Source organism: Streptomyces sp. NBC_01433 (genome assembly GCF_026340105.1).
Taxonomy (GTDB): domain Bacteria; phylum Actinomycetota; class Actinomycetes; order Streptomycetales; family Streptomycetaceae; genus Streptomyces.
The window spans coordinates 314,933-336,020 of record NZ_JAPEPM010000003.1 but is presented as its reverse complement, the minus strand read 5'-3'; the positions used below and the strand labels follow the sequence as shown (position 1 = coordinate 336,020).

Below are 21,088 nucleotides of genomic sequence, written 5' to 3'. Positions count from 1 at the left end.
GCGACAGTTGAATACGCGAGCTCACCAGTACCGAGGCCGGACAACGCGCGGCCGCTCCGCACAACTTGGCGGCGAAGGACTCCAGGCGCGATTCCCTGGAAACCGACGGCTTGATCCCGGCCCGGTGAGACGCGACCAAGGACGGTCTCGCTGAAGCGACAAGGCGTCCGAGGCGGTTCACAGCAGGTCCCCCCACACCGTGTACGTGGCCTTCGGGCACCCGTCGTTCGGCACGGCTCTCTCCTGGTCGGGATAGGTGCCATAACGCTGCTGCCGACAACGAAGTCTGGGTCAGCGAGCCATTTGGCCAGCTGGTCCAAGTCATCATCGGTCGTGGGGGCAAGGCGCGAACATGACCGCACCATGGCCTCGTTGGCCTGAGGTCAGACTCACTGACGACCCCTTTCGCACACCCGGCCCGCGATCGTCGTGCGACCTCACCGAACACTGCCCATGCCTGAAGTCACAGCCACGTTGTCGCCAGCCAGCTGGTCACGGCCCCGGCGACAATGAGCGTGAGGTTGAGGGCGATCCGACGGTCTCCGCGGCTCAGGTGCAACCTGGTCGCGCCGATCTGCAGTGCCTCGAACCCGATGGCCGCAGCCAGGGCCAGCCAGGGCGTGATGCCGGTCAGCGGCGGGAGGATCAGCCCGATCGCGCCGAGCACTTCGATCACACCGATGGCCCTGACGACCAGCATCGGCATGCTGTCCACCCAGGCCATCATCGGTCGGAGCCGCTCACGGCTCTGGACCACCTTGACCCCGCCCGCGTAGAGGTAGAAGACGGCCAGCAGACCGGCAACGATCCAATATGCGATGTTCACGATTCCCCTCCGTGATTGCCAGGGGCGGGTGACCACGTCGTCACCGGGGCGGCGCCGACAACAGGCACACGCGGGTGCGCAAGTGCTTCTGCGGCACGGACGTTCCCAGGCAGGAGCCGCCTCGGCTGTACGGATCCGGCAGGGTCAGCCATGACTGCGTCGCCCTTCCGGCCGCTCAGCGAAGTCGGTGGCAGGCTCGGTGGCGTAACGGCTCATCGTCCGGATGGTCGCCTGTGGGGTCATGGCCTGACCGCCGGCGATCATGTCCTGCAGGTCACGGAAGTACTGCACATACAGGTCGGGCGTGAAAGTGCTGAGCATGACAGCCGGTTGGTCGGTGGTGTTGGCGAAGGTGTGCGGGGCTCCGGGCTGGACCAGCACGAATGTGCCCGCCGTAGCGTCGTGGTCCTTTTCTCCGACCGTGAAGCGCACCGTGCCGGAGATGATGTAGAAACCCTCGTCGTGCTGGGCGTGACGGTGTTGCGGCGGTCCGGGCGTGTGCGGCGCGAGGACGGACTCTACGAGCCCGAGGCGGTGCCCGGTGTTGCTGCCGTCTTCCAGGACGCGCAGTCGCGTGGTGCCCAGGAGGATCGTCTCACCCTCGCCCGGACCGACCACCGATACGGCGGGGTCGGCCAATGTCTCACTGGTCTTCGGTTCGTCAGTCATGCGTCGATTCCACCGCCGTGGCGCTGCGACTGTCCAAGACCTGTTCACCGACATCGATACCGTATGGGTATCGTCGCACTATGGAGCTACGTACGCTGCGCTACTTCGTGGCTGTCGCCGAGGAACTCCACTTCGGACGGGCCGCCACCCGGCTGCACATGAGTCAGCCGCCCCTGAGCCGGGCGATCAAGCAGCTGGAAGCCGAGGTCGGCGCCACGCTGCTCGACCGATCGTCCGCCGGTGTCACGCTGACTCCAGTGGGGGCGGTACTGCTGGATGAAGCGCGCGCCTTGCTCGACCAGGCCGACCAGGTACGTGTACGCGTGGCCGCGGCGGCCGGAGCCGCGACCATCACCGTCGGCATCCTGGGTGACAGTACCGATCCGGGCGCAACCCGGCTGGCCGACGCCTACCGACGGCGGCACCCACGCGTTGAGGTCCGCATCCGCGAGACCGACCTGACCGACCCCACCTGCGGGCTGCACGCCGGTCTGGTCGACATCGCCCTGACCCGCGGGCCGTTCGACGAGACCGGCCTGACCGTTCACGAGTTGCGCGCCGACCCGGTGGGAGCACTCCTGCGCGCCGACGATCCGCTGGCCCGCCGCGACCAACTGAAGCTGGCCGACCTCGCCGACCGCCGCTGGTTCCTGTTCCCACAGGGCACTGATCCCACCTGGCAGTCGTACTGGAACGGCGGAGAACCTCGGGAGGGTCCGGTGGTGCGCGCCGTCCAGGAATGCCAACAAGCCGTCCTCTGGAACGGCACGGTCGGTATGACGCTCCTGGCCCACCAGCCGGCACAGGGACTCACCGTGGTGCCGCTGATCGACATGCCACCGAGCCGGGTGGTGGCGGTATGGAACGCGGGTGACACGAATCCGCTGATCCGCTCGTTCGTCCGTATCGCGATCACCGCGTACCACGCCTGAGCACCTCACAGCGACATACCAGCCCGAACTGCTCTCCCAACCGAGCGCCTGAATCCGCTACCGGTTCCAGCCGCACGTCCGGACGGTCCGGCGCCGCACGCGGACACGGCAGCCCGGAGTCAGTCCCACTCGCCATCGACGTAGCCCAGGCGCCGGTACATCTCGACAGCGCTCGCGTTCGCCGGTTGGTGGATCGTGCGGATCTTCACGGACTACCGCTACTCCGACCAACGGTTCCGGCGCAAATTCCGGGTGGGTTCACTCTCCGTATTCGAACTCAGCAGAGCCGAGATCGATCTTGGTTGGCGTAGAGCGTTCATGAAGACAGCGCGATTGTTGGCTGTGTGGTCGTGTTCACGCCGGGACCAGTCGATCCGGGCGAGAATCTGCTCGCTGTCAGCCACGCGTGGCTCTGGGGTATTGAGGTGCTGGTGCCACCGGAGGGCGTTGCGGTTCTGGCGGTCAAGAATGGCGTCGACGAGGTTGAAGCGCTCGGAGGTCGCCAACCCGTAGGAGTTGGCGAGAAGTCGTACCTGGTCTGCCTGTGCGCGGGGAGGTGGGGCTTGCGACCTGGAGGAGACGCACCAGGTCCAGGCCATGTATCCAAGATCTTCCAGGGTCGCCGGGGGCCGCGGTGTCGAAGTCGATGAAGGCCATCGGGCGATCCTGCTGGAAGACGACATTGTTCGGGCCGGGATCGTGATGGCAGACGATCGGAGAGGTTCCGGTAAGGCGACTGCTGCGCGTGGCCTCATGCAACGAGCGCACAAGAGCGCCGGCAGCCGCAACCTGATCGTCTTTCCAGAGCTGGAATCTGGCCGGCACTCGGCCGGGCACATAGGTGAACGTGTCGCGACCCGCACCGTCGAGTCCGAGATACCGTGGCGCGCCTGTGAACCCGCATTGTTGCAGGTGATTCAGCAATTCCGCGACGAAGGACGATCTAGCTGTGACGGGGCGCCGCACGGTGTCGTCAACGCGTACCACCCCCGGAGTGATCCGGCCTCCGGACAGTGGCACTTCGCCCTCTCCTGTGTTCATGGCACCAGCTTCTCGTCCCTCGGCCGCTTCAGATGGCATCTGCCTGAGCGCCGCGTTCACGGAGCGAGAAGTACGCGTTTCCGGAGGAGCTGGAAGCCTGCTCCTCCGGAAACCTGACGCTTGAGCATCTTGATCCGGTTGACGTGCCCTTCGACCACGCACCAGCTCCAGCTCCAGCTCCAGCTCCAGCTCCAGCTCCAGCTCCAGGGCAGGGTCAGACCGGCGAGGGTGTAGAGGCTGGGCAGTTCGTCCTTGCGGACGGTGTCGAACCACCGGGCCGATCGCGTCGGCGAGCGACCGCGCGAAGGCCGAGCGGTACTCGTCCTGCTGGACGCAGAAGTACTCTCCAGGTGAAGAAGGTCGGCCTACCGTCAGGCTCCCTCACGCAGCCGTGTGCGAAGTGGTAAGCCAGGAGCGCCGATCGCGCTGCCTCACCCGCGCCTCATCACATCGGCCAGAAGTTTCGCCGTGGCTTCGGGGGCCTCCACGGGGAAGTGGTGGCTGCCCAGGTCGACGAGCACGATGTCGAAGCGGTCCCCGTAGCGGTCGATCGCCTCCTGTGTCACCAGGTCGCGAATACCGAACACGGTGATCGGCTGCTTGGTCTCGCGCAGCGCCGCGTCCATGTCCCAGTGCACCAGGCCCTCGATGGCACGCAGTCCTGCGGGCTGCCGCACCACGACCATCTTCTCGAAGTAGGCATCCCTCAGAGCCGGGTCGGTCCCGGCCGGAGAACCCCCTTCGACGAGGCCGCGCACCGCCGCGGCGAAGTCGTCGCGGAACATGCCCAGCGTGGCTCGGGTCTGTTCCTCGCTCTGGGCCGGGAACAGGGACAGGTAGTGCAGCGCGTCGAGCGCGATCACATGCGAGACGGTGTCGGGGAGCAGCCGGCCGACTTCGACGGCGACCGCCGCGCCGTGGGAGTGCCCGGCAACGACGGCCGTGGTCACCGACTCGGCCTCCAGTACCGCGGCGACGTCGCGGGCGAATTCCTCGATGGTCCACACGTCCCGCGTCGACCGGGACTCGCCGTGCTCGGCGAGGTCGACCGCAAGGACCCGGTAACCGCCGGGCAGATGGCCGGTCACCGCGTCGAAGTCACGCCGGTCGCATGCCCAGCCGTGGACGAGGACCAGGGCCGGCGCGTCGGCCGGGCCGGCGGCCGTGTACCGGATCGTTGTGTGGTCCGCTCGCCGGACGACGAGGTTCTCGCTGGTTCCGCGGCTTGTGGTCGTCATGGTGTTTCCTTCTTTCGCACGAGTAATTCCGTGTCGGTTTCGGTGTCGGTGTTGGTGTCGGGCGGGGAGGGATCCTGCGGGCAGGTGCGTGCGGTGCGTGCGGTCCGGGTGGTCCGGGTGGTGCGGGTGGTCCGGGTGGTGCTCACTCACCCGGGGCCGCGACGGCGCGCCCCCGCAGCTGGTTCAGGCGCAGGAGGAAGGCAGTGGAGACGATCGCCGCGATCGCCAGTGCGTAGATCTCGGTGGCGGTCCGCAACCCCATGGTGGTGACGGCGATGCCGCCGAGCACGGCGGGCACGCTGTTGCCGAGGTAGTTGATGATGTTCGCGGAGGCGAAGACCGCGCTGCGCTCGTGTGGCCTGGCGATCCGGGCAAAGGTGCCGAACGTCGCCAGAACCGAGCCGCCGAAGCCGACGCCCGCCACGACGGTGCCGACGGCGGCGAGCAGGACGAGATCCGCCATGATGCCGGCGAGCGCGGTCAGGACGCCGAGCCCGAGCAGCGCGGACGAGGGAGCCAGCAGCGAGGACGCGGAACGGGAGCGGAGCAGGGCGACCGTCAGTGCCCCGGTGCCCGCCAGCAGTGTCACGACGACTCCGCCGGCCAGGTGGCTCCGCAGCCCCAGCAGTTGGGCCGCGACGGACGGGCCGAGGGAGAGGAACAGCCCGGCCAGCGCCCAGCTGGCGATCATCGCCGGCACCACCGGGACGATGTCCGCGCGCAGATGCGCGGGCAGCGCCGCCCGTGGGCGCAGCGAGGCGACGGCTCCGGGCCGGCGCGGGGAGGTCTCCGGCAGAAAAGCGGTGAGCGCCCCCGCTACCACCATGGCGCCGAGCAGCAGGGCGTAGACCAGCCGGGTCGGGGCGGGGCCGAACTCCACCAGTACACCGGAGCCGAGAGCGCCGAGCGCGAGCCCGGTCAGCGGGGCCACCGAAGTGACGACGCCCGCGCGCCCACGGGCGTGGGACGGTTCCAGGTCGACGAGGGCGGCGCTCAGGGTGGTCGTCGCCGCTCCGGTGGCGATGCCCTGCAGCACCCGCGCGGCGGCCAGGACCACCACGTTCCCGGCGGTGAGGAACAGGACGAGCGCGAGCATCTCCAGTGTGATCGCCGCGGCAAGCACCGGCCTGCGGCCGAGGTGGTCCGACAGCGCGCCGACGACGAGCAGCGAGCCGAGCAGGCCAACCACGTACAGGGCGAAGACGACGGTCAGCACCCACGCCGAGAAGTGCCATCGCTGCTGGTAGATCGGGTAAAGCGGGGACGGCACGCTGGATGCGGCCAGAAAGACGACGAAGACGGCGGCCACACCGGGGAAGGCCGCCCCGCGCAGCACACGGCGGGTGCCCGCGTCGGACGGCACGGTGGATACAGCAGAGTCAATAGGCATGCGATTCTCGCAGTGATCGATGCGTTAGTTGCTTGACGCTAGCATAAACGCAGAGATCACTGCGTTACTCCTGACGCAGTGATCAATGCAATACTGGTCGGGTGTTCACTACCGCTTCCACCGCCCCGCAGACCGGGAGCCGGCCAGGGGGCCGCTCCGCCCGGGTCCGCGCGGCCGTCCACCAGGCCGTCAAGGAACTGATCGCCGACGAGGCCGGCGAACCAGTGACGATCCCCGTCATCGCCACCCGCGCGGGCGTGCACGCAACCACGGTCTACCGCCGTTGGGGCACCGTCGCCGAACTGCTCGCAGACGTCACGACCAGCCGCTTCTCCGGCGACATCGTGGTGCCCGACACCGGCAGTCTCCGCAGCGACCTGGAACGCTATGCGTACGACCTCGCCAAGGACCTCTGCGACCCGGACACGCTCGCCCTGGTACGCGCCACCATCGGCACGGGCGGAGAACAAGGCGCCGCCGTATGCCGCGGAGAACGCCAGCGACAGCTCGAAGCGATCCTCGAACGGGATCAGGCCCGGGGCAATCTGCCCCCGCCCCTGGAACGCGCCACGGACGCCGTGCTCGCCCCCCTCTACTACCGGGCCGTCTTCACCGACGAGCCCCTCACCCCCGAATGGGCACAGACCCTCGTGTCACATCTGCTGCCGGACTGACCACGACGGGGCGAGATGTGGGCGATGGATCAGGCGCCCGCCTCGTCGGCGTACGAAGGAACGCACACCCCCTCGTACGGATGTGATCACACCGATGTCGATGCCGTGACCGGGGTGTGTCCGCTGTTGCGTGAGAGCAACGCCCACCCGGAGCATCCCGGTTTCCTCGCGTACATACCGAGCGCCGGAACCTTCACCGGTTCCCCGGGAGCCGCTTTGGCCACCGGGTTCGCCGTGCCCACCGGATGGCGCCCGACGGGGCCCGCCGCCAGTGCGATCGAGTCGGCCACCATCGGCTGGTTGGTGGACCGCTGGGTCTCTCCGCAGGAACGTCGGGTCTGCTCGTGCCCGGTGTGGCTTCGTAGGTGGAACGGGTTCTGGCTCAACTTCTGGGCTCTGTCGCTATTTCGGTGGCAGGTGGGCAGCTATCAGGCGTGATGGGTGGGGTTCAGGTCGCGGATCTTCTGCTGCCTGGTGTCGGGGTGAAGGTCGAGCAGCTGGTTCCGACGAACGCGGACAGCGGCTTGGGCGTGACCGCGGGCCGGCCGGTTCCCGGAAAGCGACTGCCCGGTCAGGCGTCGATGGGAGGAGCTGGAAACGGCCGGGCCGTCCGACACCCATGTGCCGCACTCCTCCCACTCGGTGGCAGGGGCAGCGAGGACAGCCTCGGCGGCCGCCCTCAGCCCGTCATCGGATTCGGCGGCGAGCCAGGCTCAGGAAGGCCCGGTGCTCGGGCAGGTAACAGCTGATGGCCGGCTCATCCGCCAGTACCAGCGCCTGCGCGCCACGTCACCGACGGCAATCACGCCTGCCGGAGCGTCCACCGCACAGGCACCGTCGTAGTCGTCTGCAGCGGTGGAGTTCCCCACGATGGCACCGGTCTCCGTGCACCCGCGCCGTGCGGCCAGCGCGGAAGCGGGAATGACGAACAAAGGGCCGCCCATCGACTCCACTCAGGCAGGGGCGGCATCGGGCGCGTCGGCTGAAACGGACGAAGAGGCGCTCATACCGTCAGTGTGCCCCCACCCACTGACACCCCCTCGGGGGACCGGCAGTCCGGAAGAGAAACGACTCAGCTCCTCCAGCCGGCAGTTGCGGGACAGCCTCTCCGGGGAGAGCCGGTAACGGACTTCGGATACAGACAGGCCGTCGTGGTCGTCGGCCTGGACTGCACCATGTGCATCAGCCTGGGGCGTGGCGCCGGAATCCTTCAGTTCGCCCACAAGGGCGGCACCGCGATCTTGAGACCAAGCACGACGAGGCGTCGGCCAACGCTGAACGGGCAGCCTGAGGGCTGTCCCGAAAACCCTGGTGGAACAACGCGCGCCAGGTCGGATCCGGCCCCGACCGCCTCTACAGCCAGTCGTGTTCACGCGCGTAGCGAGCCGCTTCGTGCCGGGTCCGTGTCTGGGTCTTCTGCATGGTGTTCGAGAGGTAGTTCCGCACGGTGCCTTGCGCCAGGCGGAGGCGGGTGGCGATGTCAGCGACGGAGTACCCGCCGCCGGTCTCCCGCAGGACGTCGATCTCCCGGTCGGTGAGTGGGCAGTCGTCGACGACGGCGAGCGCGGAGACGTCCGGGTCGATCCAACGCTTGCCCTCATGCAGAGTGTTGATGACCGCCGTGATGTGCGCGGGTTCCGCCGACTTGCTGACGAAGCCCTGGACTCCGAGTTTCAGGGCTTTGCGGAGCACCCCCGGCCTGGCATGGCGGGTCACCATGAGGATCACCTGGTCCGGCCGTGCGCGGCGGATCTCCGCGACAGCGCCGAGTCCGTCCAAACCGGGCATCTCCAAGTCGATGACCAGCACGTCGGGCCGGTGTCGCAGTGTGGCCCGGACGGCCGATTCGCCGTCCTGCGCTTCGGCGAGCACCGTGATCTCGCCTTCGAGAGTCAGCAGCGACGCCAGTGCTCTTCGGAGAAGGGCCTCGTCGTCGGCGAGCACCACGGTCACGGTGGTCATCGATCGTCCTCCTGCCCTGCGGAGGGCATCGTCGCGGAGCGGAGGTACGGAAACGCCGCTGCCGTGAGGAAGCGCCCGTTTTCCTGCTCCACCGTCAGCTCGCCTCCGTTGTCGCTCACTCGTTCCTTGAGGGTGGCCAGTCCGCTGAGCGCGGGAAGGGGAACCTCCCGCGCGCCGTCGTTGACGATGGTGATGCCCGACTCCGAGAGAGTGATCCGCACCCGCGTGGCTTGCGCGTGGCGCAGGATGTTGGTCGTCGTCTCACGGAGGACCTGGCCGAGCAGTCCGTTGACGCTCTCGTCGACGTCAGCTTCGCGGTTGACGCGTACGCGGATGTCTGCGGCTTCGAAGAGGTTCTTCGCGTTCTCCAGCTCCACGGACAGGTTGAGCCGCCGCTGTGCGTAGGCGAGCTCCTTGGTCTGGGTAATGGTGTCGCTGACCAGAGCGCGTACCTCCTGCAGTTCCTCTTCCACTCGCCCGATGTCGCTGCGCAGCAACTTCTCGGCCAGCATGATCTTCAGCTTCACCACATGCAGTGTGTGGCCCTGAATATCGTGCAGATCACTGGCGAAACGAATGCGCTCCCGGATGACGGCCAGTTCCGCTTCGCGTTCTCGTGATTGCTCCATGATCTTGTAGAACAGCTGGTTGGCGACCATGAGGCCGGTCGCCACCACTGTGGCGCCCGTGGGGATGACGACGTACCGGATCAGAACACCGGAAGCGTCATCCTGCGATTCCATCAGCCTCGCCGTGCCTACCGCGGCGACAAACGTGATGAGCGCCAGAGTTGCCACGCCTCGATAACGGGACAACTGAGAAACGAGGTAGGGGCCCACGATCAGAATGCCGTAGAACGCCGTGTGACTGTCGGCCACCAGCACTCCGAACGGCCACACGGCCGCGGTGATGATCAGGCAGGGGAGCGCGACGCGGGAGGTGTCACCCGCTGTCCACCGCTCGACGACCATCAGGGCCGCTATCACGCTCAGGCTCAGGACGACGGCGTCCCACCAGGTCCGGGCATCGATCGCCACCAGCATCGCCCCTACGGCAGCGAGCGGCGGGACGAACGCGATGAGGTTCCATCTGCGCAGCCGTCCCCGCGTCGTCTCGCTGTGCTCGGACATCTCGTGCGCCGCTCGCGGGGCCGGCCTCACCGATCGCCACCCAGCCGCTGAGTACGCAGGCTGAGTGAAGGGGTCGCCTGAGCGCTCACCACGGCGAGGGCGGCGGCTGTCCACATCAGCCACTGGCTGTTCTGGAACCAGAACGCCACGCCATCAGGGTAGAAGCCGACGCCAAGGCAGTGGAGGAAGAAGACCGCGCAGACCAGGAGGAATGCGGTGGTATTGGCCGTCGCCAGAATATGCGGGGGTCTGGTGTCCATGTGCGGCTCTCTCCGGGATCGAACAGCAGAGTCTGCCACGCAGTATTCTTCCGGCTCGGTGGGTGACAACAGTGACACTGCGTCATGCCTTCATCCCAAGGAATGTCATGGCGCAGTGATGACACCATGCCACTGCCGGACGCGCGCGATGGCGACTGAGATCGATGCATGACCTCGACACCAGTCATCGACGTTGAACGTCTGAATCTCAGCTACGGCGACTTCCACGCCGTGAAAGACCTGTCCTTCCAGGTGGAGAAGGGGGAGCTCTACGCGCTGCTCGGCACGAACGGGGCCGGTAAGACCTCGACCCTGGAGACGGTCGAAGGCCACCGTAGGGCCACCTCGGGCACCGTGCGGGTCTTCGGGCAGGACCCCCGCGACCGGCGCGCGGTGCGGCCCCGGATGGGCATCATGCTGCAGGAGAGCGGGTTCTCCCCGGATCTGACCGTGAAGGAATCGGTCCGGCTGTTCGGAAACCTCTCCCAGCGTACGGACAGGGTCGAACGCGTACTCGACATCGTCGACCTCACGCACAAGTCCGACATCCAGGTGTCCCAGCTCTCCTGTGGTGAGAAGCGCCGTCTGGACTTCGCCACCGCTGTGTACGGGAACCCGGAGCTGATCTTCCTGGACGAGCCCACCACGGGCTTGGACATCCAGTCGCGGGACGCCCTGTGGGACGCCGTGGACAAACTGCGCCAGGACGGATCCACCATCGTGCTCACCACGCACTACCTGGAGGAGGCTCAGCAGCGCGCCGATCGCATCGGGCTCATGCACAAGGGCACCTTCCACCAGGAAGGGACCGTCACCGAGCTGACGCAGACCCTGCCGGCCGCCATCCGTTTTTCCCTCCCGGCCCCCGCACCGGCACTACCGCTGCGGGCCACGCGCGAGCTGGACGGAAAGGTCCTGATCAAGACCTTCGGCCTGCAGAGGGACCTCCACACCCTGCTCGGCTGGGCGCACGCCAACGCGGTAGAGCTACGGGAACTCCAAGCCGGACCGACGAGGCTCGACGACGTCTTCCGCTCCATCAGCAGCGAATAGGCCCTCCTGTACTCCCCGCACTCCCCAAGAGAGAGACCTTCACCATGCTGTCAATCGCTCTCAGCGAGCTGATCCAAATCTTCCGGAATCGACTGGTTCTGGTCACCAGTTTCCTCATTCCCATAGCGGCCTGCGCGTACTTCGTCTACAAGCACGAAGCCATCGCGGACCTGCGCAGCCTCGGATACATCGCGGCGGTGGTGATGTTCACCGTGGGCGCGTTCGGGCTCTACACCACCGCGGTGACCACGCTTGCCTCGCGCCGTCAGACCCTCTTCCTCAAGCGGCTGCGCTCCACCCCGGCGGGCGACGCCAGTATTCTCTCCGGGCTGACGCTCCCGGTCACCGTCCTCGCGCTGGTCCAGATGACCGCGATCCTCGCCGTACTGGCCGCGGTCGCCGGCGGGCCGGCCAGTGTTCTCCTCCTGGCGGCGGCGGTTCTCGCAACGGTGCTCATGATGCTCGGCCTGGCGCTGGCCACGGCGGGGGTGACGAACTCCCCCGAGCACGCCCAGGTGACCACGCTGCCCATCAGCCTCGGCGCCATCGCCGTCTCCAACTGGGTAGCCATCACCGGCACCGAGGAGCTCCCCCTGCTCAAGCGGCTGCTTCCCGGCGGCTCGGCCACCGAACTGGTCCTCAACGCCTGGAACGGCGGCGTTCCCGTGGCTGACTCCCTGCTTCTGCTGCTGCCCACCCTGAGCTGGGTCATCGTCGCCGTCGCGCTGGCCTCGCGCCTCTTCCGCTGGGAACCGCGCCGATGACCGCGCTTCGGACCCGTTTCCCCATGTGGGTCTTGGGTCTTGGGTCTTGGGATACGTCGCACTGAGGCACTCCGGGCCGGTACATCTGTTCCCAGACCGGCCTGACAGCGCTCGGCCTGGGAAGAGGGCTGCGGTACCGACGGGCGGCCGAGGTCACATATCCGGAGTGTGGAGCGCCCAGACCTGCAAGGCGTCATGGGACTCCGACAGAGTCCACCAGGCGCCGTTGCCCAGCGCGGTCGGCTGGCAGGAGACCGGCGAAGGATAGGTGACCTGCACGAGCCCGCGCGTACCCGTGGTGTCGACCAGCCAGTGCCGGCTCCGGCCCCACTCATCGTCGCTCTCGCCGGTCGAGACGATCAGGGTCGTCTCATCGACGAAGCCACCCGCCCAATCCCAGCAGACAAGCATCTCGTCGTCATCGCCCGAGGGAGCGTCAGGGTGCCTGGGAACCACTGCCCCGGCGTCCCACTCCAACCCCTCCACCACGGCGCCGTGGGAGTCGCGAACGGCGAGCGAGTCCTGATCATGGGCGACCGTCATGAGCCGCTCACCCGAGGGGCTCACACTCAGCAGGCACAGATCGCCCTCCACGTAGTCGACGTCCACGCCTGCCCCGTCCCACCGGCCCCAGCGCAGGGGCGCCCCGTCCTGCCCTTCTCCGATGCTCAGCCCCATCTCATGCGGGTCGGTCGGGTGGGCAAGGTGAAAACTGCCGGCCGCCGCGGCCTCGGCGTCGACCCGCGCGAGTACTCGGCCGTCCTCGGCGTCGAGTACCAGCCACTCGTCGGCTGCGTCAGGGCTCAGCCTGCCCGAGGGCAACGGGCCGCGTATGTGCGCCCAGACGAGTCTGCCGTCTGCCGAGAAGCCGACCGAGCCGCCGTCCGGGTACCGATGGTCCTGGCGATCCGCGTACTCGCCGTACGACTCGTGCATCTCCCGGCACCCACCGCTCCAGCATCCATGCCGAACCTCCCAGCGCGTCGCACCCGACGGCTCCACCGCCCGTACGGCATGAACCCCGGCGAAGACAGCGACACTTGCGTCTGGCGCCACCTCCCACGTCCCGCAGCGGCGCGGCCAGGGCGCGGGAATGGAGACCCTCGGCGCAGAGGGTACGACGAAGGCCTCGTCCAGCGGCCGGGCCACGACCTCGTCGTCGCTCCGCTGGACAAGCATCCTGTGCCCCAACAGCCCGGCGATGTCTGGCGGACCGGCCTGTGACACGGGCATGAGCGCGGGAACGGTGGCACAGAGCCGGGCACGACCAGACACGCCAAACCTCCGAGGGCAGTGAAACTCCGCGAACACTACGGCACACATCAGACATCCGGACGTGCGCCCCTACATGGCCGAGTTGGCGAACCAGAGGGACGAGATCGGCCGACGTCCGGTCGTACGCAACGGTTTCCGCCTGCCGAGGAAGGCCATCACGGCGGCCGGAACAGTCGAGGTCGAGGTCCCACGGGCGTTCGTCAAGCAGTACGGGGCGAAATCCCCAAGGCCGTCAAGCGGATCAACGACGCCGAGGACGAGCTCCCGGCATGCTCCGATTCCCCCGCCAGGCACTGCATCCACTGCGGGCCAAGAGCCCACCGACCCAGAGGTCCGTGGCGGCGGACTGGGTGTCGCCGTCGCACGTGTCATCGATCGCTTCGAGGCTTGAACGAGCCGGTCGAGGTCGCGACGAGACATGAACAGAAGAACCGCTGCGGCCCACCGCCACCCGCCGGACCCAAGGTGACGACTCTGACCCCCAACTGGCCAAGCCGACTCGGCGAGTTACCCGAACAGTTCGTGACGTGTTCAGCGCATAGTCGCCGGGAGGCCCCAGACTTTGCCGGGAGCATGAACACGCTCCCGCCTGCCCGACCCCCTCAAGAGAAGGACCGGCCACCTTGCGTACCCACTGGCGTAGACAAGCCCACATCACCGCCGTCGCCCTGACCTTCCTCACCCTTGGCCTGTCCGGTGCGCCGGCCTCGGCGCAGGAGCCGTCCACGGTACGGATCAACGAAACCGAGTCGAGCGGCGGCAGCCCGGGTGACTGGGTCGAGCTCGTCAACACCGGAACCGCCGCGGCCGATGTGTCCGGATGGATCGTCAAGGACAACGACGACTCCCACTCCTACAAGATCGGCAAGAACACGTCGATCGCTCCGGGTGCTTTCCTGGCCCTGGACGTCGACTCCTCGTTCGGCCTGGGCAGCTCGGACTCCGCGAGATTGTTCCAGGCGGACGGTTCCACGCTGGTGGACTCCTACACTTGGACCGACCACGCCACCACCACCTTCGGGCGTTGCGGGGACGGCAGCGGCGCCTTCACGACCACCACCGCCCCGACCAAGGGCACTGCGAACGCCTGCGGCGGGGGCGGTTCCGACGCCGTGTGGCCGGGCGGCGGGGCGGTGACCGTCGCCGACGGCTCGAACGTGTTCGGGGAGAACCTCAGCGGTCTGTCCTTCGAGAGCACGGGCGTGCTCTGGGCGGTACAGAACGGCCCCAGCAAGCTCTACCGGCTCGTCCCCAACGGTACGACGTGGCGCCCCGACCCGGCCGGCGGATGGGCATCCGGCAAGAGCCTGCGCTACGCGGGCGGCAGCGGCGAACCTGACGCCGAGGGTGTGGTCGTCACCCCCGACGGCATGTTCGTCGCCACCGAGCGGGACAACAGCAAGAGCTCCACCAGCGCGCCGAAGATCCTGCGCTTCGACGCCTCCTCCACAACGTCCTCGCTGAACGCGACCGAGGAGTGGAACCTCACCTCCGACCTGCCCTCCCTGCCGGCCAACGCCGGCCCCGAAGCCATCTCGTGGATCCCGGACACCTTCCTGACCGCGCACGGCTTCCGTGACGAACGCACCGGCGCCGCCTACGATCCGGCCGGCTACCCCGGCCACGGCAGGGGCCTGTTCTTCGTGGGAGTTGAGGCCAATGGCACCGTCTACGCCTACGCCCTCAATCAGTCCGGTGGCGGATACACCCGCATCGCCACGGTCACCAGCGGCTTCGCCGGCGTGATGGACCTGGAGTTCGAGCCTGCCACCGGACACCTGTGGGCCGTCTGCGACGACACCTGCCAGGGCCGCACCGCGACCCTCGACATCAGCGCCCAGGGCAAATTCGCCATCACCCACACCTACGACCGCCCCGCCGGCATGGCCAACTACAACAACGAGGGCTTCGCCATCGCCCCCAACACAGCCTGCACGGGCGGCCACAAACCGGTCGTCTGGTCCGACGACAGCAACGACGGCGGCCACGCACTGCGCGCCGGAACCCTGAACTGCACCCCCTGACACCAGCCACTCGACCTTGGCCCCGATGAACCCCGGTGGACGATCCGCCGGAGTCCGGCAAACAGAGAGACCGACCCCGGTGGCCACCCCGCCGCCGGGGTCCCCTCGGCCATCCGGGCCCCATCAACACCCGCGGGGGGCCCCAACGCTCCCCCAACGCTCCCCGACACCGCTGGAGGAGCAGCTCCTCCGGGAACCGCCGCTTGACCCGCAGGCTGTACACGGCGAGGGGAGCGGACTCGCGGGAGTCCCGCCTCGGCCCACGCTGTACGCAAGGCCCAGAAGGCCGTCCGCCTCAACGACGACGGTCCGGACCCCCCTCCGCCCTCCCCCGCCGCGCTGAGCGATAGTCACGCGCCCGCAGGCACTGTGCGTACGGCCTGACGATCTCTTCGCGCATACCTGACACCGAAAATCGGTGGGCCTGTTCGAGCATCACAGCCCCGCACAGTGGCCCGAGTGGCTTTGCGATCTTCCGAGCGTCGACGGTCCGGCCAAAGCCGGCCCCCGACGCTGTATCCGACGTCCGTCGCCCAAAGACCGCACTCGGTAGACCGCACACGGCGGGAAGCGGGTCAGGCGCGGGGGCGGCGCTCTGCGGGAGTCGGTCAGGAAGCCGGGACGGGGCCGCCGGGCCGGAACCGCTCCACCCCGACGATGTGCCGCACCTTGACCGGGCGCACGATCACCGCGACCCGTTGCTCCCCCGGCATGATCCACTCGAACCGCTCGCTGCCCAGGTACTTCCGGGCCAGCCGGTCCATCCGGTCCTGCGACTCCTCGCCCTCGATGAAGCGGGCCACCTCGCCACTGATCTGTACTCGGTCGAAGGGATCGGTGGCGTCCGCGTGCGAGAGATATACGCGGGGGTCGCGGCGCAGGTTCTCCTCCTTCACCCGGCACACCGAGGTGTTGAACGTCAGCTCCCCCTCCCCCTCAAGGTCCACCCACATCGGGCTGACCTGCGGCGCTTCGTCGGCGAACACGGTGCCGACGGACCAGATGTGAGGGGCTTGCAGCCGGGCACGGACAGCTTCGTCGAAAGTCGCGGTCATCCTCGCAGGCTACCAACCATGATCGGCGGGACGGCCGGTCGACGACGGGCAGAACGGGGCACAACACGCCGCCAAGCAGTCCGACACCGTCGGCACCGAGGTACGGGCCAGGCACCTCACCCGATCTACGGCTGGAGCACCGTAGGCGCGGCCTCCGTGATCGGCGGTACGGGGAGATCCGCTTCATCGGCTCGGGCCGGACCTCAAGCGGTTGCGGCGTCGCCCGGCACAGCAATTGATCACATACACAAATGCGCGCCGACCGTATCGATCTACTGATCTTGCCCGTTCGGTCCATGAAATGGCGCGGATGACTGGTACAGAGGGGCAAGTGCCCGCTGCTCCTTTTCGGTGAAGGTGGTCTTGATCGGATTCCTTGAGTGGTGGTGTACTGCTCGGCGCACCGCCGCGTGAAAGCGCGTCAGGCCAGCTTTTCCCGTTGGGATCTCTTGTTTCGCCGACGGGGTACGGAAGACGGATCGGCCGGATTCAGGCTGGCCAGATGGGGGAACGTCATGTTCGACGAAAGCTACGCATTCCCGTCCGACCTGCGGGAGCGGGTACGCATGGGCGACGGCTTGGGCCGGGTGGCGGTGATCGGCGCCGGTGTCGCCGGACTTGTGGCGGCCTACGAGTTGCAGCATCGCGGCTACGACGTCGTGGTGTACGAGAGGGCGAGCCGACCTGGGGGCCGGGTCCGCACCCATCGTTTCTGGGACGACACGCACGCGGAGTTGGGCGCGATGCGCATTCCCGACAATCATCACTGCGTGTTGCGCTATGTCCAAGAGTTCAGCTTGAGAGTTCGACCATTCATCAACTCGAATCCGGACGCCTACTATCATTTGCGAGGGCGGAGAGTCCGGATGCGCAACGCGCATCATCTCTATGCGGGTTTCGACTTGCGAAGCACCGAGGAGCAACCCCCTCTGCTCCTTCTCGACCGCCTTCTGCGGACGGTATGGGAAACGCTGAACTTCGAGCAGCAGCGCCGCGTGCTGCAAGGTCAGTGGGATGATCCGGCTCTCGGCCGACTGGTCTCTGTATCCTTGTGGCAGTTTGTGCACGAACACATGTCAAGGGACGCCTGGGACTTCGTAGGACATGCCACAGGACTGGTTCACTACGAGCACTCTTCGCTACTGGAGGTGCTCGTCGACCATTTCGGCCTGTTCCACACCACCCAGTTGGAACTGGTTGACGGAATGGATTCCCTGGTGCGCGCTTTCGTGGAGCGGCTGGCCCCGAACACGGTCCGGCTGTCCACCGACATCAGGGAAATCGTTCTGACCGGCCGCGGGGCGTCGGTGCGCGGCCAGCGGACGGGGACGTCGTTCGAGAAGGATTTCGACTTCGTCATCTGTTGCGTCCCCGCTCCCGCACTCGACCAGATCGCGTTCCTGCCCGGTCTGCCTCACCATCAGCGTCAGGCCATCCGGGGTATCAGTTACGCCAGCAGCTCCAAGACCCTGCTGCACCTGACGCGCCGCAGGTGGGAGTCGCGCGACGGCCTGTTCGGTGGGGGCAGTTTCACCGATCTCCCGATCCAGCAGTGCTGGTATCCCTCGGACAACGCCCGCCCCACGGGGGAGAGTTCCGACGGCCTCGCCCCACGCTGGACCGCCCGGGACCCGCAGCGCTCCGAAGCGCCCACGGCCCTTCTCGGGGCCTACCTCTGGGGGGCCAATGCCCGCCGCTTCGCCGCGATGCCGTCCGACGATCGCGACCGCCTGGTTCTGGACGGTCTGGAACAGCTCCATCCCGGCATCGCCGAAGACGTCGATGACATCGTCCACTGGAACTGGGGTGAGCAGGCGGGAATGGGGGGTGGCGCCTTCGCGCACCTGCGACCGGGCGAGCACGGCCGCCATCTCGAAGCGCTCGGCTCTCCCCATCCCGTCGAGAACCCACGCGTCTTCTTCGCCGGTGAGCACCTGTCCGGTGCGCACGCATGGTGTCAGGGCGCGGCGCAGTCAGCTCTCCATGTCGTCAGCCAACTACTCGGTATGCAGCAGCACGCAGAGGCCGCCACCCCTGTGGGGGCGGCGTGACCGGAAGGGCCGCCTTGAACCACGAAGACCTCTCCACTGTCATGGCTCCGTCGCCGACGGCGACGGAGCAGGTGGGCATCGAAATCGAGTCCGGCCTCGTCTCACCCGACACCGGACGCGCCGCTCCCTATCAGGGCAAGAACGGGGCGCTGGCAGTGCTGGAATCAGTTCTTGAGGAGTGGGGCGGTGAGCGTCTGGAGGATGCGGGACTACTGACCGGCATCCGGCTGGAGAGCGGCACCCAGATCACCCTCGAACACGGCGGGCAGGTGGAGTACTCATCGACCCCCGCGCCCAATCTGCAGAGCGCGGTGGATGACGCACGCGACACCTTGCAGCGGCTCGCGGATCTTGTCGGCCGGTTCGGTCTGGCGCTCCTGCCCGGCGCCAACCTTCCCTTCGACGACCCCACCACCATCAGCTGGGTGCCCTCCACCCGTGGGGCGCTCATGCGTGACTTCTTCCAGCGCCTGGGTACCGCCGGGAGCGGCGCCGAACAGATCATGACGAGATCACTCTCCACCCAGGTCCACGTGGACTACCTGGACAGGCAGGACTTCACCCACAAACTGCGCATGCACACGGCCGCCGCCCCCGTAGTAGCCGCACTCTTGGTCAACTCGCCTCTACAGGGAGGGCGTTCGTACGGACTCCTGTCGCACCGCTCGGACGCGTGGCTGCGCATGGACCCACGCCGCTGCGGCACGCTGCCCCCTGCCCTGCGCCCGGACGTCGGGATCGACGATGTCGTCGACTGGGCCCTGCAGGTTCCCATGCTCTACCACCGGGCCGCCGACGGCGCGTACCACGCGGCTCCCGACCGCTCCTTCGCCACCATCCTGGACAACGGCTTCGACGACGGAACCATGCCCACGATGCACGACTGGATCTCTCATCTGTCGCAGATCTGGACGAATGTTCATGTACGCAGCACCCTCGAACTGCGCGGTGCCGACGGACCTCATTACGACCACATCCCAGCCGTGCCCGCCTTGTGGGTAGGTCTCAGCTACCACGCACCGTCACGCGAAGCCGCCTGGAACCTGCTCGGCCACCACACTCTGCGGGATCACGAGGATGCCCTGCGCAATCTCCCACGCGAGGGGCTGCGGACGAGGCTGGGCAACGACCGCATCCACGATCTCGCCGCAGAACTGCTCCGCCTGGCCCGCCAGGGTCTGACGGCCCGGGTCAGAGCCGGCCTGGAACCCGCCCAGGTAGTGGACTACCTCGACCCGCTCGACGAAATCCTCGCCACGGGACGGACCTTCGCGGAACAGACGCTGCACCTCTGGGACACCGGTCTGCGCCGAGACCCCCAACGATATGTGACGGCATTCCGCGTCTGAGAGGGTGTTATAGAGGGTGCTATGAGGCTCTGTTGCCGTTTCTGATATCGTTCGGCCCCCATCTCGCCGACGAACTCCCCGCCGCCGGCACCGGCCGGCTGATGCGGGCCGGAGACCTGCGCGAGGCCCTCGACCTGCCCATCCTGCCGGAGAGCACCGAAGGCGAGCCTGAACCCGGCTTGTTCACCCAACCCCACCCGTAGCACAGGCCGCGAACCCGCCACCGGCCGACCTTCCCCAACCGCAGGGAAGGATCAGACATTGAGCCCCGTAATTTCCTCTCAGTAGACGAAGAGGCTCTTGCGCGCCAGCTGTTCGGCCTCCATCACCGCAATTGCGTCACGGCAGGCATTGGTGAACTTCCAGAAGTCCGCGTTGGTGGTGGCCGCGCGGTTGCTCGCACCGGAGAAGTTGCCGAAGAGGCTCTGACGGAGTTCGGTGGTGATCTCCAGCTGGCCGCCGCCTTCGCCCGTCAGGGTGCGGTTGCAGATGTTCTCCGGCAAGTCGCCGTTGATGGCATCCGGGTCACCGCCGAGCACCTGGAAGCCCGCGCCGCTCAGCTTCGTGGACAGCAGCCGGCGGAAGCGGGTGTTGAGACCGCCGACCACGACCGCCTTGGGCTGTCCCGTGGGCGCGCCGGCCTGAGCCGCGGTGCAGCCGTGCAGGCTGAGGACATTGGCGCTGCCCGCGGCCATGGACCGCGCGACCGGGTCGTCGCAGTGTGACGCGGTGACGTGCAGCTCGCCGTTGTTGGAGGAGCGCAGTCCTTCGAGCATCCAGTAGTCGTATACCGGGGCGCCCGCCGTGACGGGGGCGAGGCTGTCGGGCCGGTAACCCGCTATGCCCAGGCAGAGTTCGGAAGTGCCCATCTCGATTCCACCGCCGTGGATGGCCAGCACACTGGTCAGACGAGGAGGAGGGGTGGTGGTCTTGTCGTTGTCGACAGCCTCGTGCCGCTTGAACCGGCGGGCGAAGTCCTGGCCCTCGATCGCCTTCGTGTACAGGTCCGAGTTCGATGCGTAGAGGTCACCGCCGGCGGCGGCGGCCGGAGTCGCGGCGAGGCCGGTGAGAAGCGGACCACCCGCAGCTACGGCCACGAAGGAGGCGAGGATGGTCCTGCGACTGGCATGAGACTGGGACATCGTTGTTCCTTGAGTGCTGTGCGGGCCGATCCGCGGATGCGTGCGGCGCCGGGTTCCCGGCCCGGAAGCAGGAAGGACGGCGCGTGCCACACGATGGCGCGGCTGAAGAGTCGGATCCCCCTTCCGATGGCCGGAATTCTAGCGGCTGATTCGAGGAGGCGGAATGCGAGCGAAGGGCTCTCGGTACCCTCCCGCACTGGTCAGGTGCATCCCGGCCGAGCGTTCGTCGGATAAGTCGCCCTGGTACGGCCTG

At 67.5% G+C, this 21,088-nt stretch carries 20 protein-coding genes and 1 pseudogene; 9 read left to right on the top strand and 12 right to left on the bottom strand.

Features of this window, described 5'->3' with window-relative positions:
- Positions 1-463: 463 nt before the first annotated feature.
- Both OG413_RS38310 and OG413_RS38305 read right to left on the bottom strand, forming a co-directional pair.
- Positions 464-826 carry a DoxX family protein gene (locus tag OG413_RS38310; protein ID WP_266813801.1) on the bottom strand — a complete coding sequence of 121 codons (363 nt, stop codon included), beginning with the start codon at positions 824-826 and terminating at the stop codon, positions 464-466.
- A gap of 144 nt (positions 827-970) precedes the next feature.
- Positions 971-1,495: a cupin domain-containing protein gene (locus tag OG413_RS38305; RefSeq protein ID WP_266813799.1), complete on the bottom strand. Its 525-nt coding sequence runs from the start codon at positions 1,493-1,495 to the stop codon at positions 971-973.
- A gap of 80 nt (positions 1,496-1,575) precedes the next feature.
- Between OG413_RS38305 and OG413_RS38300 the strand changes: the two genes are divergently transcribed.
- On the top strand, positions 1,576-2,427 hold the full coding sequence (locus OG413_RS38300; RefSeq protein WP_266813797.1) for a LysR substrate-binding domain-containing protein: 852 nt from the start codon (positions 1,576-1,578) through the stop codon (positions 2,425-2,427).
- Positions 2,428-2,889: 462 nt separating this feature from the next.
- Here the strand turns inward: OG413_RS38300 and OG413_RS38295 are convergent, their stop codons facing one another.
- The 3 genes from OG413_RS38295 to OG413_RS38285 all read right to left on the bottom strand — a co-directional run bounded on the left by OG413_RS38295 (position 2,890) and on the right by OG413_RS38285 (position 6,096).
- Positions 2,890-3,468, bottom strand: coding sequence for a phosphotransferase family protein (locus OG413_RS38295; RefSeq protein WP_266813795.1), 579 nt, complete (start codon positions 3,466-3,468; stop codon positions 2,890-2,892).
- A 431-nt stretch (positions 3,469-3,899) separates the two neighbouring features.
- Complete coding sequence (locus tag OG413_RS38290) at positions 3,900-4,706, bottom strand: alpha/beta fold hydrolase (RefSeq protein ID WP_266813794.1); 807 nt, start codon at positions 4,704-4,706, stop codon at positions 3,900-3,902.
- Positions 4,707-4,848: 142 nt separating this feature from the next.
- A complete protein-coding gene (locus tag OG413_RS38285; protein WP_266813792.1) occupies positions 4,849-6,096 on the bottom strand; it encodes an MFS transporter in 1,248 nt (415 codons plus the stop codon).
- A gap of 101 nt (positions 6,097-6,197) precedes the next feature.
- Here OG413_RS38285 and OG413_RS38280 point away from each other — a divergent pair, with 101 nt between their 5' ends.
- A complete protein-coding gene (locus OG413_RS38280) occupies positions 6,198-6,770 on the top strand; it encodes a TetR/AcrR family transcriptional regulator (protein WP_266813790.1) in 573 nt (190 codons plus the stop codon).
- A 24-nt stretch (positions 6,771-6,794) separates the two neighbouring features.
- Positions 6,795-7,208: a hypothetical protein gene (locus OG413_RS38275; protein ID WP_266813788.1), complete on the top strand. Its 414-nt coding sequence runs from the start codon at positions 6,795-6,797 to the stop codon at positions 7,206-7,208.
- Here OG413_RS38275 and OG413_RS47180 read toward each other — a convergent pair.
- The 4 genes and pseudogenes from OG413_RS47180 to OG413_RS38260 form a co-directional block, all read right to left on the bottom strand.
- A pseudogene (locus tag OG413_RS47180) lies at positions 7,199-7,714 on the bottom strand (Imm21 family immunity protein). The gene OG413_RS38275 and the pseudogene OG413_RS47180 overlap by 10 nt on opposite strands.
- Before the next feature lie 409 nt (positions 7,715-8,123).
- Entirely contained in the window at positions 8,124-8,732 is a 609-nt protein-coding gene (locus tag OG413_RS38270) for a DNA-binding response regulator (RefSeq protein WP_266813786.1), read from the bottom strand.
- Positions 8,729-9,775, bottom strand: coding sequence for a sensor histidine kinase (locus tag OG413_RS38265; RefSeq protein ID WP_266813784.1), 1,047 nt, complete (start codon positions 9,773-9,775; stop codon positions 8,729-8,731). Before OG413_RS38265 ends, OG413_RS38270 begins: the two co-directional genes overlap by 4 nt.
- 113 nt (positions 9,776-9,888) lie before the next feature.
- Positions 9,889-10,122 (bottom strand): hypothetical protein, encoded by a 234-nt coding sequence (locus tag OG413_RS38260; protein ID WP_266813782.1) that lies wholly within the window; start codon positions 10,120-10,122, stop codon positions 9,889-9,891.
- A 168-nt stretch (positions 10,123-10,290) separates the two neighbouring features.
- Here OG413_RS38260 and OG413_RS38255 point away from each other — a divergent pair, with 168 nt between their 5' ends.
- Both OG413_RS38255 and OG413_RS38250 read left to right on the top strand, forming a co-directional pair.
- Positions 10,291-11,175 (top strand): ABC transporter ATP-binding protein, encoded by an 885-nt coding sequence (locus OG413_RS38255; RefSeq protein WP_266813780.1) that lies wholly within the window; start codon positions 10,291-10,293, stop codon positions 11,173-11,175.
- A 44-nt stretch (positions 11,176-11,219) separates the two neighbouring features.
- The gene (locus OG413_RS38250) at positions 11,220-11,939 is read left to right on the top strand and encodes an ABC transporter permease (protein WP_266813778.1); all 720 of its coding nucleotides are present in this window, start codon (positions 11,220-11,222) and stop codon (positions 11,937-11,939) included.
- Positions 11,940-12,092: 153 nt separating this feature from the next.
- Here OG413_RS38250 and OG413_RS38245 read toward each other — a convergent pair whose 3' ends face one another.
- A complete protein-coding gene (locus OG413_RS38245; protein ID WP_266813776.1) occupies positions 12,093-12,875 on the bottom strand; it encodes a hypothetical protein in 783 nt (260 codons plus the stop codon).
- Between the two features lie 962 nt (positions 12,876-13,837).
- Here OG413_RS38245 and OG413_RS38240 point away from each other — a divergent pair.
- Positions 13,838-15,238 (top strand): lamin tail domain-containing protein, encoded by a 1,401-nt coding sequence (locus tag OG413_RS38240; RefSeq protein WP_266813774.1) that lies wholly within the window; start codon positions 13,838-13,840, stop codon positions 15,236-15,238.
- A 608-nt stretch (positions 15,239-15,846) separates the two neighbouring features.
- Here OG413_RS38240 and OG413_RS38235 read toward each other — a convergent pair.
- A complete protein-coding gene (locus tag OG413_RS38235) occupies positions 15,847-16,293 on the bottom strand; it encodes a TIGR03618 family F420-dependent PPOX class oxidoreductase (RefSeq protein ID WP_266813772.1) in 447 nt (148 codons plus the stop codon).
- Positions 16,294-16,808: 515 nt separating this feature from the next.
- Between OG413_RS38235 and OG413_RS38230 the strand changes: the two genes are divergently transcribed.
- From OG413_RS38230 to OG413_RS38220, 3 genes are read left to right on the top strand one after another with little or no spacing between them, the layout of a single operon-like run.
- Positions 16,809-18,344 carry an NAD(P)/FAD-dependent oxidoreductase gene (locus OG413_RS38230; RefSeq protein WP_266813771.1) on the top strand — a complete coding sequence of 512 codons (1,536 nt, stop codon included), beginning with the start codon at positions 16,809-16,811 and terminating at the stop codon, positions 18,342-18,344.
- A 14-nt stretch (positions 18,345-18,358) separates the two neighbouring features.
- Complete coding sequence (locus OG413_RS38225) at positions 18,359-19,693, top strand: glutamate-cysteine ligase family protein (RefSeq protein ID WP_266813770.1); 1,335 nt, start codon at positions 18,359-18,361, stop codon at positions 19,691-19,693.
- 32 nt (positions 19,694-19,725) lie between these two features.
- Complete coding sequence (locus tag OG413_RS38220) at positions 19,726-19,896, top strand: hypothetical protein (protein ID WP_266813768.1); 171 nt, start codon at positions 19,726-19,728, stop codon at positions 19,894-19,896.
- A gap of 78 nt (positions 19,897-19,974) precedes the next feature.
- Here the strand turns inward: OG413_RS38220 and OG413_RS38215 are convergent, their stop codons facing one another.
- Positions 19,975-20,835, bottom strand: coding sequence for a poly-gamma-glutamate hydrolase family protein (locus OG413_RS38215; protein ID WP_266813766.1), 861 nt, complete (start codon positions 20,833-20,835; stop codon positions 19,975-19,977).
- Between the last annotated feature and the right edge of the window lie 253 nt (positions 20,836-21,088).